The 15,990-nt window shown below is 74.0% G+C and carries 13 protein-coding genes; 5 read left to right on the top strand and 8 right to left on the bottom strand.

Annotated elements, in window-relative coordinates; translation table 11 throughout:
- Positions 1 to 60: 60 nt before the first annotated feature.
- The 4 genes from B086_RS0105495 to B086_RS0105510 all read right to left on the bottom strand — a co-directional run bounded on the left by B086_RS0105495 (position 61) and on the right by B086_RS0105510 (position 3,951).
- A complete protein-coding gene (locus tag B086_RS0105495; protein ID WP_018565403.1) occupies positions 61 to 672 on the bottom strand; it encodes a DJ-1/PfpI family protein in 612 nt (203 codons plus the stop codon).
- 119 nt (positions 673 to 791) lie between these two features.
- Positions 792 to 1,307 (bottom strand): hypothetical protein, encoded by a 516-nt coding sequence (locus tag B086_RS44920; RefSeq protein ID WP_026252131.1) that lies wholly within the window; start codon positions 1,305 to 1,307, stop codon positions 792 to 794.
- A 106-nt stretch (positions 1,308 to 1,413) separates the two neighbouring features.
- Entirely contained in the window at positions 1,414 to 3,072 is a 1,659-nt protein-coding gene (locus B086_RS0105505; protein ID WP_018565404.1) for a thiamine pyrophosphate-binding protein, read from the bottom strand.
- A gap of 51 nt (positions 3,073 to 3,123) precedes the next feature.
- A complete protein-coding gene (locus B086_RS0105510; protein ID WP_026252132.1) occupies positions 3,124 to 3,951 on the bottom strand; it encodes a type 1 glutamine amidotransferase domain-containing protein in 828 nt (275 codons plus the stop codon).
- A 298-nt stretch (positions 3,952 to 4,249) separates the two neighbouring features.
- On the opposite strand from B086_RS0105510, the gene B086_RS0105515 reads away from it, so the two are divergent.
- The 3 genes from B086_RS0105515 (at position 4,250) to B086_RS0105525 (ending at position 9,331) form a co-directional block, all read left to right on the top strand.
- Positions 4,250 to 6,217 carry an alpha-1,4-glucan--maltose-1-phosphate maltosyltransferase gene (locus B086_RS0105515; protein WP_026252133.1) on the top strand — a complete coding sequence of 656 codons (1,968 nt, stop codon included), beginning with the start codon at positions 4,250 to 4,252 and terminating at the stop codon, positions 6,215 to 6,217.
- Between the two features lie 61 nt (positions 6,218 to 6,278).
- Positions 6,279 to 7,964 carry a maltose alpha-D-glucosyltransferase gene (gene treS / locus B086_RS0105520; protein WP_234029260.1) on the top strand — a complete coding sequence of 562 codons (1,686 nt, stop codon included), beginning with the start codon at positions 6,279 to 6,281 and terminating at the stop codon, positions 7,962 to 7,964.
- Positions 7,961 to 9,331, top strand: a complete 1,371-nt coding sequence (locus B086_RS0105525) for a maltokinase N-terminal cap-like domain-containing protein (protein ID WP_018565408.1) — start codon at positions 7,961 to 7,963, stop codon at positions 9,329 to 9,331. Before treS ends, B086_RS0105525 begins: the two co-directional genes overlap by 4 nt.
- Before the next feature lie 37 nt (positions 9,332 to 9,368).
- Here the strand turns inward: B086_RS0105525 and B086_RS0105530 are convergent, their stop codons facing one another.
- A complete protein-coding gene (locus B086_RS0105530) occupies positions 9,369 to 10,871 on the bottom strand; it encodes an alpha/beta hydrolase family protein (protein ID WP_026252135.1) in 1,503 nt (500 codons plus the stop codon).
- A gap of 335 nt (positions 10,872 to 11,206) precedes the next feature.
- Between B086_RS0105530 and B086_RS0105535 the strand changes: the two genes are divergently transcribed.
- Complete coding sequence (locus tag B086_RS0105535) at positions 11,207 to 12,454, top strand: sensor histidine kinase (protein ID WP_018565410.1); 1,248 nt, start codon at positions 11,207 to 11,209, stop codon at positions 12,452 to 12,454.
- Positions 12,451 to 13,113: a response regulator gene (locus B086_RS0105540; protein WP_018565411.1), complete on the top strand. Its 663-nt coding sequence runs from the start codon at positions 12,451 to 12,453 to the stop codon at positions 13,111 to 13,113. Before B086_RS0105535 ends, B086_RS0105540 begins: the two co-directional genes overlap by 4 nt.
- On the opposite strand, the gene B086_RS0105545 is transcribed toward B086_RS0105540, so the two are convergent.
- The 3 genes from B086_RS0105545 to B086_RS0105555 form a co-directional block, all read right to left on the bottom strand.
- Positions 13,097 to 13,618, bottom strand: a complete 522-nt coding sequence (locus tag B086_RS0105545) for a nuclear transport factor 2 family protein (RefSeq protein WP_018565412.1) — start codon at positions 13,616 to 13,618, stop codon at positions 13,097 to 13,099. The genes B086_RS0105540 and B086_RS0105545 overlap by 17 nt on opposite strands.
- Positions 13,619 to 13,671: 53 nt before the next feature.
- Entirely contained in the window at positions 13,672 to 14,223 is a 552-nt protein-coding gene (locus tag B086_RS0105550) for a nuclear transport factor 2 family protein (RefSeq protein ID WP_018565413.1), read from the bottom strand.
- Between the two features lie 135 nt (positions 14,224 to 14,358).
- Positions 14,359 to 15,828: an MFS transporter gene (locus B086_RS0105555; RefSeq protein WP_078530986.1), complete on the bottom strand. Its 1,470-nt coding sequence runs from the start codon at positions 15,826 to 15,828 to the stop codon at positions 14,359 to 14,361.
- Positions 15,829 to 15,990: the final 162 nt, after the last annotated feature.

Below are 15,990 nucleotides of genomic sequence, written 5' to 3' on the forward strand. Positions count from 1 at the left end.
GGAGTCGGGGGGGCGGGGCGGCGGTGCGGGACGGTAGGGGACGGTGCGGCACGGTGCGGGTCAGGCGGCGGCCTCGGCGACCGGGTCGATCAGGTCGATGACGGTCCTGGCCAGCAGGTGGCACTGCTCGACGGTGCGGGTGGTGACGAGGTCGCCGTCGACGACCACGTCCTGGTCGGTGTAGCGGGCGCCCATGTTGCGCACGTCGCCGACCAGGTTGTTGTGGCAGGTGACATCGCGGCCGGCCACCAGGTCGGGGGCGGCCGACACCAGCCACAGGGCGTGGCAGGAGAACGCCTTGACGAGGGTGGGCAGCCGGAAGGCGCGGCGCATCAGGTCGAGTGCGGGGGCGGGCCGGTTCACGTCCTCGCTGTAGCGCAGCCGGTCGGCGACGTGCCCGGAGGGGACGATCAGCGCGGAGTAGCCGGCGAGCCGGGTGTAGTCCAGCTCCTCCAGGTCGTCGCTGACCGTGAGCGGGGCGCGCTGCTCGTGGCCGGTGAAGGTCAGCGACGACTGGCCCCACAGCCGGGACAGCAGCACGACCTCGGCGCCTTCCTCGCCGAACCGCCGCCGGTAGTAGGAGATCTCGTCCTCGACGTAGTCGCTCTCGGCGAGGATCCCTATGCGGCGGCCGTCCAGCCGCCGGGGCGAGAGCGGGAGGCTCGTGGTCATCGGTTCTCATTCCTTGGGTGGAGGCGGGCGGGGGGGGTGAGGCACGCCGGGTCCGGCGGGCGGGGCCCGGCGCCGGGTGTACGGCGCCGGGCCCCGGCCGGGCCGGTGCGCGGGTCGGGTCAGGCTCCGGCGAGTGCGGGCTGGGCGGCGGGCGGGAGCGTGGCGACGGCCGTTTCCGGGGCGGTGGGAGCAGTGGCGGCGGGAGCGGTGGCGGCGGCCGGGCGCGGCGCGGCGGCCGGGGCCGTGGCGGGTTCCGGGTGCACGGTCAGGGTGCGCAGGCGCGGGGTGCCCTGCTGGAGGACCAGCCACCAGGTCTGGCGGACCGGGGCGCGGCCGGGGCCGCCCGGCAGCGCGCAGCTCACCTCGGCGTGCACGGGCGAGGACAGGTGCACCTCCAGCGGGGTGACGGCGAAGTCCCCGCCGGTGAGCGGGAGTCGCTGTCCCGCGGTGTGCCAGGCCGTGAACTCCTCGGCGCCGCGCACCACATGGTGCGGCAGCTCCAGCCGCAGCCCGTTGGCCAGGTACGGCACCAGCTCGGCGGCCGGCGCCCCGGCGCACAGGGCGGTGTGCCAGTCGCGGACGAACGCCTCGGCGGCGGCGGCCGTCAGGGCGCGGGCGCCCTCTCGTCGGGTCATGCGGAGGTCTCCTTGCGAACGGGTCGGACAGGGTGAGTGGTGAGAGGAACGGGACGGACGAGCCGGACGGGACGGGCAGGCGCCGCCAACGGCGGTCCGGACCGTCTCAGTCGATGACGAGGTCGATCAGGTAGGGGCCCTGGTGCGCCCACATCTCCTCGATCGCGCTCGCCACCTCGTCCGCCTTCTCCACGCGCCGGGCGGGCACACCGAGGGCACGGGCCAGGTCGGCGAAGCCGATGTCGGGGCGGGTGAGGTCGAAGGAGCCGGGCGCGTCGTGCGGGGCGATGCCCAGCTCGCCCCAGTACTGCGCGATGTTGAGGTCGAGCAGCCGGTAGCGGCCGTTGTTGCAGATCACGAACTTGGCGTCGATGTCCTCGCGGGCCGCGGTCCACAGCGCCTGGATGGTGTACATGCTGCCGCCGTCCCCGGTGAAGGCGATCACCGGCAGCTCGGGGCGGGCCAGTTTGATGCCGAGGGCGCCGGGGATGCCGACTCCGAGCGAGCCGCCCCGGGTCTGGAAGAAGCGGCCCGGCTCGCGCGGCGGCAGATGGCGGGCGAGGGGTCCGGAGGCGGTCAGGGCCTCGTCGAAGACGGTCAGCCCTTCGGGCGCGCGGGCGGCGAGGGTCCGGGCGAAGACGTCCATCAGCGACGCGTCGGCTTCCGGTGCGGGCGCCGGAGCCGGAGCAGTCGACGCCGGTGTCCGGGTGCGGGCCCGCTCCGGGAGCCGGGCCGCCCGGTCGGCCGAGTCGGGTCCGGCCGGCCCGTCCGGACCCAGTTCCGCGGCGAGCGCGGCCAGGGCGAGCCGGGGATCGGCGACGAGTCCGAGGTCGACGGGGAAGTTCTTCGCGATCTCGTACGCGTCGAGGTCGATGTGCACGATCCTCGCGCCGGGGTCGAAGGGGCTGTCCAGGTCGGGGAAGACCTCGGGAAAGACATAGGTGCCCACGATCAGGACGGCGTCGGCCCCGGCCACCACCTTGGCGCTGTCCTTGCCGAACATGTGCCCCGTCTGGCCCCCGTACAGCGGGTGGGTGGTGTCGAAGTTGACCTCGGAGCAGTTCACGCCCCACACGGGGGCGCCCAACCGCTCGGCGACGTCGGTCAGTTCACGCTGGGCTCCGCTGGCGGCGACGCCGTCGCCCATCAGGATCAGCGGGTTGCGGGCCGGGCCGAGGAGCCGGGCGGCCTCGCGCACCGCCTGCGGGGCCGGGACGCTGCGGGTGTCGGGCACGGAGGTCGGCACGGCCGGCTCCGAGGTCAGCTCGTCCATGATGTCGGCGGGCAGGACGACGACGACCGGGCCGAGCGGCGGTGTCATGGCGGTCTTGACGGCGCGGCGCAGCACGCGCAGCGTCGAGCGGACGTCGGTGACCCGGGTGGCGTACTTGGTGACGGGCCGGGCCATCGCCACCAGGTCGGCGGCCATCTGGCCGTCCATGGCGTCGTAGCGGATGCCCGCCTCGCCGACCAGGACGACCAGGGGCGATCCGCCGCGTCTGGCCTGGTAGAGCATGCCGATGCCGTTGCCCAGGCCCACGCCGCTGTGCAGCTGGACCAGGGCGGGGCGGCGGCCGGCGCGGGCGTAGCCGTCGGCCATGCCGACGGCCGCGCCCTCGTGCAGCGCCAGGACGTAGGTCAGGTCGTGGCGTTCCAGCTCGTCCAGGAAGCCCTGTTCCACGGTTCCCGGGTTGCCGAACATGTGGGAGATGCCGTCGGCGGCGAGCTGCTCGAAGAGGGCGGCCTTGGCGGGCCTCGCGGACATGGGATTTCCTTTCCTGGGCGGGGAGTCGCGCTGCGGGGGTGGACGCGGTGGCTACCAGCCGTAGCGGCGCAGTCCGTCCTCCAGGACCTCCACCAGCTTCCGGCCGCCGAGTTCGGAGTCGGGCGTGGAGCGCGCGGTGACGAAGGGGTGGTCGACGATGACGGACGTCTCCTTGCCGACGTTGCCGTGGAAGGCGCCGTCGGGGCCGGTCGCGTCGCGCAGGATGTACTCCAGCGGGTACGGCGGCGGGCCCATGTTGAACTCGACGCCGATGAAGCCGGTGCCGTCCTTGTAGTCGTACTCCTTGGGGTGGCCGGTGACGTGCTTGCCCCACAGCAGGCTCGTGCGGCTCTCCAGGTCCCGCGCGAAGGCGAGGACGGCGACGCCGTAGCACTCGGCGAGGATGGGCTTGTCGGCGGCGACGAAGCCCAGGACGACCTCGTGCAGGCGCTCGTTGTTGGCGAGGTCGACGATGGGTCCGCTGCCGCCGACGATGACCAGGGCGTCGAAGCCGGAGACCAGGTCGGCCAGGGCGGAGTCGAGGCGGCGGTGGTAGTCCTCGACCTCCCTGAGGTGGTTGAGGGCGCTGTAGTAGGGGCGCTCGGGCACCAGGCTCTGGAGACTGAGCGGGTTGTCCAGCCGGTCGGACGCGTCGAGCGCGGCGGCCCGGCGGGCCATGTCCCGGGTGGTCACCGAGCGGCCGAGCGGCGGGTCGATGTAGTCGGCGTCCAGGCTCGGCGGCAGCGCCTGCGCGCGCTTTCCGGTGGGCGTCATGAAAGTGACCTGATATCCGCGGGCGTCGAATGCCTCGACGGGCCCCACGAGTTCCTCCCCCCAATATCCGTACTCGGACAGGACGACAAGTATCCGCTTGGACACGAATTCCTCCACGATGATGCGCGCTGGATTTCCAGCGGCGGTGCCTGATATCTGGAACGTATTTCTCCAGACGGACCATCCGAGTACAACGCGGGGTGTGCGAGCGGGGCAAGGCACCGGCTGCGGTGCGCGACAACTTGTCGAAGTCAACCGAATACGTGCAGGTGACCGGCGTCGGCAGGGCTCGCGCGTTCTGCGGAAGTTGACGCAGTGAGCGGGCGCCTCGGCGCCACACCTCGGAAAACAGCGGCCGCTTCCGCACTATTGCCCGGGACCCCTCACACAGGGAGTGGAAGCAATGATCGGCAGATTGGCTATATCCGAGGTCGAGCCGGTTGTCAGCGATGGTTCGCATCCGGCGAAGGCGGTCGTGGGCGAGCATGTCCCGGTGCACGCGACGGTCTGGCGCGAGGGCCATGAGGCCGTCGCCGCCGATGTCGTGCTGGCCCCGGCGGACGGCGCTTCGCCGCCCCGGACCGTCCCCATGGAGCTCGACGATCCCGGTCTCGACCGCTTCAGTGCGGTGATCGTCCCGGACCGGGAGGGCATGTGGACCTACCGGGTCGACGCCTGGGGCGATCCATGGCGGTCCTGGCTGCACGGCGTACGCGCCAAGCGGGACGCCGGGCAGTCGGCCGCCGCGCTCGCCGCCGACCTGGAGAGCGGTGCCCGGCTGCTGGAGCGGCTGGCCCAGCAGAGCGGCCGGCCGCATGTCCCGCTGCACGCGGCGGCCCGGCTGCGGCGCGCGGACCTGCCGCTGGCCCGGCGCCTGGAGGCGGCTCTCGGGGAGGAGGTACGCGCGCTGGTGGCCGCGAGTCCGCTGCGGGACCTGCTGACCCGGGGCCCCGAGCACCGGATCTGGGTGGACCGGCGCCGGGCGCTGTACGGCTCCTGGTACGAGATGTTCCCGCGCTCGACCGGCGGGCGGGATCCTCGAGGCGCGGCCGTGCACGGCACGTTCGCCACGGCGGAGCGCGAACTGCCGCGGATCGCGGCGATGGGCTTCGACGTGGTGTACCTGCCGCCGGTCCATCCCGTCGGCCGCTCGCACCGCAAGGGGCCCAACAACACGCTCGACGCCGGTCCCGAGGACGTCGGTTCGCCCTGGGCGGTGGGTTCCGCCGAGGGCGGCCACGACGCCGTGCATCCGCGGCTGGGCACCCTGGCGGACTTCCGGGCGTTCGTGTCGGCGGCGGCCGGGCTCGGCCTGGAGGTCGCCCTCGACCTGGCCTTCCAGTGCTCGCCGGACCATCCCTGGGTGCGCGAGCACCCGGAGTGGTTCAGCACCCGCCCGGACGGCTCGATCGCCTACGCGGAGAACCCGCCCAAGGCGTACCAGGACATCTATCCGCTGAACTTCGACAACGACCCCGAGGGGCTGTACGCGGAACTCCTGCGGATCGTGCTGTTCTGGGTGGCGCAGGGGGTGCGGGTCTTCCGCGTGGACAATCCGCACACCAAGCCGCTCGCGTTCTGGGACCGGCTGATCTGGCGGGTGAAGGAGACCCACCCGGACGTGCTCTTCCTCGCCGAGGCGTTCACCCGCCCGGCGGTGCTCCAGGGCCTGGCGAAGGCCGGGTTCACCCAGTCGTACACGTACTTCACCTGGCGCACCACCAAGGAGGAGCTGACGTCGTACGCGACCGAACTGGCCGAGGGCGCGCACTTCCTGCGGCCCAACCTGTTCGTGAACACCCCGGACATCCTGCACGCCACGCTCCAGCACGGCGGTCCCGCGATGTTCGCGCTGCGGGCCGCGCTCGCCGCCACCCTCTCCCCCACCTGGGGCGTGTACTCCGGCTACGAGCTGTACGAGCACCGGCCGGTGCGGCACGGCAGCGAGGAGTACCTGGACTCGGAGAAGTACCAGCTGCGGCCCCGGGACTTCGCCGCCGCCGAGGCGCGGGGCCGCAGCCTGGCCCCGTGGCTCACCCTGCTGAACCGTGTGCGGCGCGCGCACCCCGCGCTCCAGCAGCTGCGCCGGGTGCGCTTCCTGGACGTCGGCAACGACGCGCTGCTGGCGTACGCCAAGACCGATCCGGCATCGGGCGAGACGGTGCTGTGCGTGGTCACCCTGAGCCCCCACCGCCCCGAGGAGGGAATCGTGCACGACGTAGCCGAGGTCTTCCGGACGGCCCCCGGCGCCCGGCTGCTGCTGCGGGACGAGGTCGGCGGCGAGGTCTCCGAGTGGACCTCCGCCACCCCGGTCGCGCTGGATCCGCGCACGGCGGTCGCCAAGATCCTGACCGTGGTGAGCCATGACTGAGCCGCACCGCGCCGAGGGCGTCCTGCTGCCCGACGCCGGCGACTTCGCGCCGGTCCGCCCGATGCCCGTGGAACCGGACTGGTTCAAGCGGGCCGTCTTCTACGAGGTCCTGGTCCGCTCGTTCTTCGACAGCAACGCGGACGGCACCGGGGACCTGCGCGGGCTGACCGAGAAGCTGGACTATCTGAAGTGGCTGGGCGTCGACTGCCTGTGGCTGCCGCCCTTCTACGCCTCGCCGCTGCGCGACGGCGGGTACGACATCAGCGACTACCGCACCGTGCTGCCGGAGTTCGGCAGCATCGACGACTTCGTGGCGCTGCTGGACGCGGCGCACGAGCGCGGACTGCGGGTGATCATCGACCTGGTGATGAACCACACCTCGGACGCCCACCCGTGGTTCCAGGCGTCGCGCAGCGACCCGGAGGGCCCGTACGGCGACTTCTACATGTGGGCCGACGACGACCGCGGCTATCCGGACGCGCGGATCATCTTCGTCGACACCGAGACCTCCAACTGGACCTTCGACCCGGTGCGCGGCCAGTACTACTGGCACCGCTTCTTCTCCCACCAGCCGGACCTCAACTACGACAACCCGCTGGTGCAGGACGCCATGCTGGACTCGCTGCGGTTCTGGCTCGACCTGGGCGTCGACGGCTTCCGGCTGGACGCCGTGCCGTACCTCTTCGCCCGGGAGGGCACCAATTGCGAGAACCTGCCCCAGACCCACGACTTCCTGCGGCTGGTGCGCAAGGTCGTCGACGACGAGTACCCGGGCCGGGTGCTGCTGGCCGAGGCCAACCAGCGGCCCGACGACGCGGTGGCCTACTTCGGCGACCCGTCGGTGGGCGGCGACGAGTGCCACATGGCCTTCCATTTCCCGCTGATGCCACGGCTGTTCATGGCGGTGCGGTGCGGCACCAGCCGGCCCGTCTCGGAGGTGCTGGCCGGCACCCCGGCCATCCCGTCCTCCGGTCAGTGGGGCATCTTCCTGCGCAACCACGACGAGTTGACGCTGGAGATGGTCAGCGAGGAGGAACGCGCCTGCATGTACAAGGAGTACGCGAAGAACCCGCGCATGCGCGCCAACATCGGCATCCGGCGGCGGCTCGCCCCGCTGCTGGACAACGACCGCGACCAGCTCGAACTGTTCAACTCGCTGCTGCTGTCGCTGCCCGGCTCGCCGGTCCTCTACTACGGCGACGAGATCGGCATGGGCGACAACATCTGGCTGGGCGACCGGGACGCGGTGCGCACCCCGATGCAGTGGACCCCGGACCGCAACGCCGGGTTCTCCGCCGCCGACCCCGGGCGGCTGCGCCTGCCGGTCAACATGGACGCCGTCTACGGCTACCAGGCCGTGAACGTCGAGGCGCAGTCCACGAGTCCGTCCTCGCTGCTGCACTGGACGCGCCGGATGCTGGAGGTGCGGCGGCGCCATCCGGCGTTCGGTCTCGGCACCTTCGAGGAGCTGCCCACCACCAACGAGCACGTGTTCGCCTTTGTCCGCTCCCATCGGCGCGAGGACGGCGGACGGGACCTCATCGTGTGTGTGAACAACTTCGCCGCCTCCCCGCAGGCCGTGTCGTTCACCATGCCCGCTCCGCCCGGCGCCCGGCCCGTCGAACTGACCGGGCAGGTGGTGTTCCCGGCGGTGACCGAGGCGCCGTACTGCCTGACGCTGGCCGGGTACGGCACGTTCTGGTTCGCGCTGGGCGACGGCACGGGCGAGGAGGTGAGGGCGCCGTGACCGGCGAGAACGCGTGGCAGCGTGATCCCGCGCTGCGGCGGGCGCTGGCCCGCTGGCTGCCGGAGCAGCGCTGGTTCGACGGGACGGGACGGCCGCTGGCGTCGGTGGCCGTGCTGCGCGTCCACGCCTTCCACCGCACCGCCGCCCGGCTGGGCGTCCTGGCCGTGGTCGCGACGCGCGACGTGAGCGGCGCCGACGCGGGCCGCTGTCTGCTGGTCCTCGGCGTGGGCGCACCGCACGCGCCGTCGCCGGTGCCGCCGCTGGCCCGCACCCGCGACGGGCGCCCGGTGTACGGCGCGCTGGCCGACGCGGAGCTGGTGGACGCCCTGGTGCGGCGGATCGCCGCGCACCGTCCGGCGGACGGCGCCCGGTACGTCGCCGAGCCGCCGGGGGTGGCGCTGCCCGCCGCCCCGCTGACGGTGCGCCCGCTGGGCGCCGAGCAGAGCAACACCTCCGTGGTGCTGGACGAGCGGTACATCCTGAAGATCTTCCGCAGGCCGACCGAGGGCGCCAGCCCCGACCTGGTGCTGCACCGGCTGCTGCGGGACGCGGGCTCCCCGCACGTGCCGCAGCTGCTCGGCGCGATCGAGGAGGAGGGCACCGGCGCCACCCTGGCCACGTTGCAGACGTTCCTGCCGGACGCCGAGGACGGCTGGTCGGCCGCGCTGGACAGCGTGCGCGGCTCGCTGGGCGGCGGCCCGGACCCGGCCGGTGGCTTCACCGGCGCGGCGCGGCGGCTCGGCGGCGTACTGGCCGATGTGCACGGCACGCTGGCCGCCGCGCACGAGAACACCCCGCTGGGCGACGGCGACTGCCGGCAGCTGTCCGAGCTGTTCCGGGAGCGGCTGTCGCACGCGGTGGGCGCGGTGCCGCAGCTCGCCGCGTACACGGACCAACTGCACAGCGTGTTCACCGAGTTCGTGTCGCTGCCCGGTGGGCGGCGCCCGGCCCAGCTGACCCACGGCGACCTGCATCTGGGCCAGACGCTGCGCACCCCGCGCAGGTGGCTGCTGCTCGACTTCGAGGGCGAGCCGCAGGCCGGGCACGAGGAGCGGATCCGGCTGCACTCGCCGATGCGGGACGTGGCCGGCATGCTCCGCTCCTTCGACTACGCCGCGCACCACGGCCTCGGCTCCCCGGACGAGGACCCCGCCGGGCACGCGGCGGCCGAGCGGTGGGTGCGGTGCTCGCAGGACGCCTTCCTGGCGGGCTACACCGCGGTCGCCGGTCCCCGGACGCCCGCCGAGTCCCGGCTGCTGCGCGCGTACGTACTCGACAAGGCGGTGTACGAGGCGCTGTACGAGACCCGGCACCGGCCGTCGTGGGCGTGGATCCCCCTGCGTTCGCTGGTGCGGGGGCTGCGCTGAGCCGCCGCCGGTCCCGGGCGCCGTCCGCGCGGGCCGGTCAGCGGCCGCCGTCCGGGCGCCCTCCGGGGTGGTGGACGCTGAGGTCGCCGTAGGCCGACAGTGTCCCGGCCAGGTCCCCCGGCCGGTGCCGCAGGGTGGTGTCCAGGAAGGCGAGCGTGGTCGCGGCGACGACATGTGTGCTCCCGGTGCGGCCCAGGGAGCCGGTCAGCGAGGGCACGGGCGGCAGGTACAGGGGCGCGTCCGTGAAGGTGAGGTGTGCCGCGCCGGGGACCGTGAGCCGGTAGCTCGTCGCGGTGCTGAGCCGGAGCACGCCGGTGAGCCGGGGCAGGTAACGCGGGTCGGTCTTCGGGCCGATGGCCTGGGTGAGCGCCAGCACCGGCTGGGGGAAGGGACGCAGGACCGGGTCGCGGGGATAGCCGTCCAGGTCCACGACGGCGGCGAACCGGCGGTCCTGGCGGGCCGCTTGCAGGGCGGCGGCGCCGCCCAGGGAGTGGCCGGTCACCGCGGCCCGGCCGGTGTCCAGCCGTCCGGCCAGCGGGTCGCGGCTCTCCCCCCGGTCCAGACGGCCCAGCCGGGTCAGGACGAAGCTGAGGTCCGCGGCCCGGACGCGCGCCGTCCCGGTGGCGCGCTTCTCGTCCTCGCGGTCGTCGCCGGTGGGGGCGACCTCGGTGCGGATCGTCCGGCCGTCGGCGAGGACGACGGCGGCGGAGTCGTACGGGTGGTCGAGCGCGGCCACCACATAGCCGTGGCCGGCCAGTTCCTCCGCCCAGGAGGTGTTCTGTGTGCGCACGCCGCCCAGGCCGGGCGAGAACAGCACGAGCGGGAACCGTGCGCCGCCGCGGGCCACCGGGGCGCCGGGAACCGCACGGGTGCGGGCCCGCGGGACGCCGTCGACCAGGAATCCGGGGAGACCGGCGTAGCGCGCGAGGGCGCCCGAGACGGTGCGCGCCTCCTGCTCCGTGCGGCCGAGGTACGGGGCCCGCCGCGCCCCCGCCGGGCTCCGCCGCGCGGGGTACCAGAGCTGGACCACGACCGTGCGCCGGTCGGCGGGGTCGGCGGTGGCCGTCTCGGGGCGGTCCGGGTCGGTCCACTGGAGCACACGGGTGCCGACCGCGAAGGGGCCCGTCGGCTCCGGGAACTCCGGTACGGGGAAGGCCCAGGCGGCCACCGGACCCGCGGCGATCAGACCGGCGCAGGCCACCGACCCCGGCAGCGCCACCCACCACCGGGCCCGCCACCCCCGTCGGCCGGTGCGGCGGCGCAGCAGCGGAGAGACGGCGAACGGCGCCGCGCAGGCGGCGCCCGCCAGGACCGGCAGCAACTGCCAGCGGATCCCCGCCACGCTCAGCACGAGCGCGGACAGGACGAGCGCCGCTCCCGCCGCGATCGTCACGGGCGGACGGGCGGCGGCGGGAAGCCAGCGCGCCGCCACCAGCGCGACGGCCCCCAGCAGGGCGAGGATTTCCGGGGGCGACAGATACAGCCCCGTGATGATGTCGGTCACCCGGTCATCGTCGGCGCGGGGCACGCGTCGCCACATCGGTCCCGGGTCGCCGCCGCGTGCGACCCGTGTCGCAGTCCCGGGCCCGGTTCCGGTGCGACCGCGGTCGCACCCCGCCGCACCGGATCAGCGGCCGCTTTGCGACCGTGGGAGGTACGGGCACTCCTCCTGTGGTCGCATTCCGGCGCGGTGCGATCAGACGGTGGACTCATGTGTTCCGGCGGAGCGCGGCCTACGGTGGCAGGGCCGCGGTACGCACCGGGCGGCGCGGGTCGCGCGCCGCCCGCGCCCTGCCCGGCTCCGGCCCGTACGCGGGCGTACGCGGTGGAGGCCCGTCCGGGGCCCTCACGACGTGGGACCGACAGGGACGTGTAATGACCGAGGCCGCCGTGGGACCCGGCCGTGCCCACCCGGTGCGGGCGGCGCGGTACGTCCACCGGATCCGGGCGGGGGCGGCGCGGGCGGGCGGCGTACCGTTCCGGGGTCTCCGGCTGCCGCCCGTGGTGGCGGACTCGCTGCTGCCCGCGCTGCTCCTCGTCGGCGCGACGACCGGGCGCGCGTCGCCGGAGCTGCCGGTGGCCGTCGCCCTGACGGCCGCTCTCGCGCTGCCCCTGCTGTGGCGGCGCCGGGCGCCGTTCACCGTGTTCGGCGCGGTGGCGGCCGCGGCGTTCGTCCAGTGGCTGGCGGACGTCCAACTGCCCGCGGACGTCGCCCTGCTGGTGGCGCTGCACTCCGTGGCCGCGCGCTCGGGGCGGTGGCGCGCCCTGGCCGCCGCCGCCGTGGTGGAGGCGGGAGCGCTGCTGGCCTGTCTGCGCTGGGCGGCGGACGGCGCGTTCCTGACGCTCTTCGCCGCGCTGACCGCGACGACCGTGGCCGCCGCCGTCCTCGGGGTGAACGCGCGGACCGCCCGTGCCTACCTCGCGGCCGTGCGGGAGCGGGCCGCGCGCCTGGAGCAGCAGCAGGAACAGCAGGCGCGGCTGGCCGTCGCCGAGGAGAGGGCCCGCATCACCCGCGAGATGCACGACATCGTCACCCACAACCTGTCCGTCATGGTCGCCCTCACCGACGCGGCCGTGCACGCCCGGCACCGGTCACCGGACAGGGCGACCGGAGCGATGCGCCAGATCTCCGAGACGGGCCGGCAGGCCCTGACCGACATGCGGCGCTCCCTGGGCGTCCTGCGGTCCGGCGAACCGGAGGCGGAGCGCCACCCACTGCCCGGCATCGCCCAACTGCGGTCCCTGGCCGACCAGATGTGCGCCGCCGGGCTGCCGACCCGCCTCGATCTCCGCGGCGGTCACACCCACGTGCCCGCCACCGCCCAGCTGACCGTCTACCGTCTGGTGCAGGAAGCCTTGACCAACACGCTCAGACACACACCCGCGGGCACCCGCGCCGAGGTCCGGGTGTGCTGCTCGGCCGAGGCCGTCACCGTGGACGTCACCGACAGCGGCCCGCGCGCGCCCCTCCCCCGCGCCGTGCCGTCCGGCCACGGCATCCTGGGCATGCGCGAGCGCGCCGCCGCCTACGGGGGGACGCTGTGGGCCGGGCCGCTGCCGGGCGGCGGCTGGCGGGTCCGCACCCGCCTCGGTCTCGGCGGCACCGGGGAGGCGTCCGCATGACGATCCGGGTCCTGATCGCCGACGACGAGGCCCTGCTCCGCGTGGCCTTCGGCACCGTCCTGGAGGCGGAGCCCGGCATGGCACCGGTCGGGGAGGCCGCGGACGGCGCCGAGGCGGTGCGCCTCGCCCGCGAACTGCGGCCCGACGTCGTCCTCATGGACGTCCGGATGCCCGGGACCGACAGGATCGAGGCGACCCGGCGGATCGTCCGGGCCGCTCCGCGCAGCAGGGTGCTGATCCTCACCACCTTCGACCTCGACGCGTACGCCTTCGCCGGGCTCGGCGCCGGAGCCTCGGGCTTCCTGCTGAAGAACGCCCGGCCCGAGGAACTGCTCGCCGCGATCCGCGGTGTGGCGGCGGGCGACGCGGTCGTCTCCCCGCGGATCACCCGGCTCCTGCTGGAGAACATCCGCCCGCACATCCCCGACGGGACCGATGCCGCCCGCGACGAGCTGCTGCGGCGGCTCTCCGCGCGCGAGCGCGACGTGCTCGTCCGGGTGGGCCGCGGTCTGTCCAACGCCGAGATCGCGGCCGCGCTGCACCTCGCGGAGGCGACCGTGAAGTCCCATCTGGGGCGGATCCTGCACAAGCTCGGACTCCGCGACCGGATACACGCCGTGATCTTCGCCTACGAGAGCCGCCTCATCCGCCCGGTGTGACGCCGCCGCCCGGCACCGCCCGCTCCGGGCCGAACGCGTCGTGCCGCTCGACGAGTCCGGCGGGGTCGAAGTACTCGGTGAAGTGCCGGATGCGTCCGGCGGCGTCGAACTCGAACAGGCCGACGCTCTCGTTGGAGTAGACGCCGCCCGACACCAGTTCGCAGCGCGGCTCCCAGCGGGCGAACACCTTGTCCGGGTCGTCGAGCGGGTGGAACTCGGTACGGGTGAAGGTGAGCCGGGTGAACCCGGCGGCCATGTCCCCGTAGAGGGCGCGTATCTCGTCCCGGCCGGCCAGCGAGGCGGGCAGGCCGCCGGTGGCGTAGGGGACGTGCTGGGTGCAGTCCTCGGCCCACAGGCCGATCCAGGTGTCGAGGTCGCGGGCGGCCAGCAGGGCGAAGTAGCGGCGCAGCGCGCCGAGGTTGCGGGCCCGGCGCTCCTCGGGCGTGAGGGGCGGGGTGGTCGGGGGCGGAGTCGGGGTCGGGGTCGGGGTCGGGGTCGGCGGCATGGGTGCGCTCCTTGGTCCGGGTGCGGGTGCGGGTGCGGGTGCGGGCGCGTCGCTCAGGAAGCGGGGGCGGCGGGGGCGTCGGGGGGAGTGCCTTCGGCGTCTGTTTCGGCGGTGAAGAAGCCCGGGTTGAAGTACTCGGTGAACCGGTGGATCAGTCCGTCCTCGGTGAACTCGAACAGACCTATGTTGTGGTTGCGGTAGACCCGTCCGTCGGCCAGTTCGGCCCGCGGGTACCAGCGGGCCAGGGCGCGGGCCGGGTCGTCGAGCGGGTGCAGTTCGGTGTCCGGGTACTCCAGCCGCGTGTAGGCCGCCGCCTGTCCGGCGTAGAAGGCATGCAGCGCCTCGCGGCCCTCGATCACGGCGGGCAGGTCCCCGGCGGAGTACGGCATCCGCACCTCGCAGTCCTCGGCCCACAGGCCGATCCAGGTGTCGATGTCGCGGGCGGCCAGCAGCGTGAAGTAGCGGCGCAGGGTACGCAGGTTGCGGTCGCGCCGCTCCGCCGCTCCGGGCCCGGCGGGACCCGTCCGGTGGGCTTCGGGCGTACGGGGCGCGGGCGCGGTGGTGCGGGGTGCGGGTGCGGCGTTGGTGCGGGGTGCGGTGGACATGGCGGTCACCTCGGGTCGGTCGGCCGGCGGGCGGGTGCCGGGGAGTGGGGTGAGCCCGGTGCGCCGCGGCCGTTCGGCCGTGGCGCACCGGGCTCGGCCGTCCGGCGCCCGCGGGGGCGGGGCGCCGGACGGGGTTCAGGACGCCGGTGCCGGTACCGTCTCCGGCTCCGGTGCGGGGGCCGGGCGGCGCAGCAGGGTGGCCGCGACGACCAGTCCGGCCAGGCAGACCAGCCCGGCGGTGAGCATCGCCGCGTGCAGACCGCCCAGGGTGGCGAGCCGCGCCGAGGTGGAGGAGGCCAGCGAGGCGGAGCGGGCGGTGACGATGGCGGCGAGCCCGGCCACGCCGATCGCGCCGACGAACTGCGGCATCTGCGACAGCGCACCAGCCACGCCCTGCTCGTCGCTGCGCAGTCCGGAGGTGAGGGTGGTGATGAAGGCGACGACGCTCAGCACATGGCCGAAGCCCATGGCGCCCGAAGTGAGCAGCAGCGCCGGGATGTTGCTGTCGGCGGGCAGCAGGACCATGGCGCCGGTGCCCGCGCCCTGGACGAAGAGTCCGAGCATCATGGTCTGCCGGGTGCCGAGGGAGCCGATCACCTTGGAGGCGATGGTGCCGGCGATCATGGCGGTGGCGCCCTCGGCGAGGAAGCCGAAGCCGGTCGACAGCGCCGAGTAGCCCAGCACGTCCTGCATGTACAGGCTCAGCAGCACGGTGGTGCCGCCGCACATGCCGAAGGTGACGAAGCCGACGACGAAGCTCCATTTGACGGTGGACCGGTTGAGCAGTTCCACGGAGACCAGCGGCGCGGGGTGGCGGGCCTCGACGGCCAGGAAGGCCGCGATGAGCACCACGGCCGCGATCAGCGAGCCGAGGGTGGAGCCGCTGGTCCAGCCGGCGTCGGCGCCGGTGGAGATGCCATAGACGAGGGCGAACAGGCCCGCGCTGGCCAGGATCGCGCCGGGCACGTCCAGCCGGATGGCGGTGCGGGGGCCGTCCTTGGGCAGCAGGACCACCGCGCCGAAGGAGATGACCGCGCCGAGGATCACCATGATGAGCATGGTCCAGCGCCAGTTGAGGCCGCTGGTGATGACGCCGCCGCCGATGGTGCCGATGACGAAGCCGAGGGAGAGCAACGCGCCGTTGACGGCGAGCGCCTTGGTGCGCTGCGGGCCCTCGCGGAAGGCCGACGTCATCAGGGCGATGGCGGTGGGGCCGATCATGGCGGCGGCGACGCCCTGTCCGGCCCTGGCCACGATCAGGACGGCCGGGCTCGGCGCGAGGCCGCCCATCAGGGAGAGCCCGGTGAACAGGACGATGCCGAGGATGAACAGCCGGCGCCTGCCGACGAGGTCCGAGACCCGGCCGAAGAGCAGCAGCAGGCTCGCCGTGGGCAGCAGGCACGCGGTGGCCACCCACTGGAGGTCACCGGTGGTGGCGAAGTCCAGGTCGCGGCCGATCTCGGGCAGCGCCACCGTCACGATCGAGAAGTCCAGTGCGATCAGGAAGGTCGCGCCGCACAACGTGATCAGGGTGAGCCAGCCCCGTAGTCCTAAGGTGTCCGGCGGCGCCTCTGCGGCGGCCTGGGGGGTGTTGGTTACCACCATGGTGGGATGCCTCTCACGTACGAGCTTCGGGTGGGTGAGAACAAGCCTGTGGCCCGCGCGGCCTGCTACCCAGCCTTCTGCGGCGGGTAGTTCCGCGGTGCCTACCTCCGGCAGGTGCAGGCTCCGGCCGGGCGCGGGACCACCGATCCTCAGTGAACGTGC

The sequence above is a fragment of the Streptomyces sp. PsTaAH-124 genome (genome assembly GCF_000373685.1).
In the GTDB taxonomy this organism is placed as follows: Bacteria; Actinomycetota; Actinomycetes; order Streptomycetales; family Streptomycetaceae; genus Streptomyces; species Streptomyces andamanensis.

What these genes read in the sequence shown, in the direction of transcription:
- B086_RS0105535 (WP_018565410.1), top strand. Translation starts at nt 11,207, where the DNA reads ATGACCGAGGCCGCCGTGGGACCCGGCCGTGCCCACCCGGTGCGGGCG.
- B086_RS0105555 (WP_078530986.1), bottom strand. Translation starts at nt 15,828, where the DNA reads ATGGTGGTAACCAACACCCCCCAGGCCGCCGCAGAGGCGCCGCCGGAC.
- B086_RS0105545 (WP_018565412.1), bottom strand. Translation starts at nt 13,618, where the DNA reads ATGCCGCCGACCCCGACCCCGACCCCGACCCCGACTCCGCCCCCGACC.
- B086_RS44920 (WP_026252131.1), bottom strand. Translation starts at nt 1,307, where the DNA reads ATGACCCGACGAGAGGGCGCCCGCGCCCTGACGGCCGCCGCCGCCGAG.
- treS (WP_234029260.1), top strand. Translation starts at nt 6,279, where the DNA reads ATGCCCGTGGAACCGGACTGGTTCAAGCGGGCCGTCTTCTACGAGGTC.
- B086_RS0105515 (WP_026252133.1), top strand. Translation starts at nt 4,250, where the DNA reads ATGATCGGCAGATTGGCTATATCCGAGGTCGAGCCGGTTGTCAGCGAT.
- B086_RS0105505 (WP_018565404.1), bottom strand. Translation starts at nt 3,072, where the DNA reads ATGTCCGCGAGGCCCGCCAAGGCCGCCCTCTTCGAGCAGCTCGCCGCC.
- B086_RS0105495 (WP_018565403.1), bottom strand. Translation starts at nt 672, where the DNA reads ATGACCACGAGCCTCCCGCTCTCGCCCCGGCGGCTGGACGGCCGCCGC.
- B086_RS0105530 (WP_026252135.1), bottom strand. Translation starts at nt 10,871, where the DNA reads ATGTGGCGACGCGTGCCCCGCGCCGACGATGACCGGGTGACCGACATC.
- B086_RS0105540 (WP_018565411.1), top strand. Translation starts at nt 12,451, where the DNA reads ATGACGATCCGGGTCCTGATCGCCGACGACGAGGCCCTGCTCCGCGTG.
- B086_RS0105550 (WP_018565413.1), bottom strand. Translation starts at nt 14,223, where the DNA reads ATGTCCACCGCACCCCGCACCAACGCCGCACCCGCACCCCGCACCACC.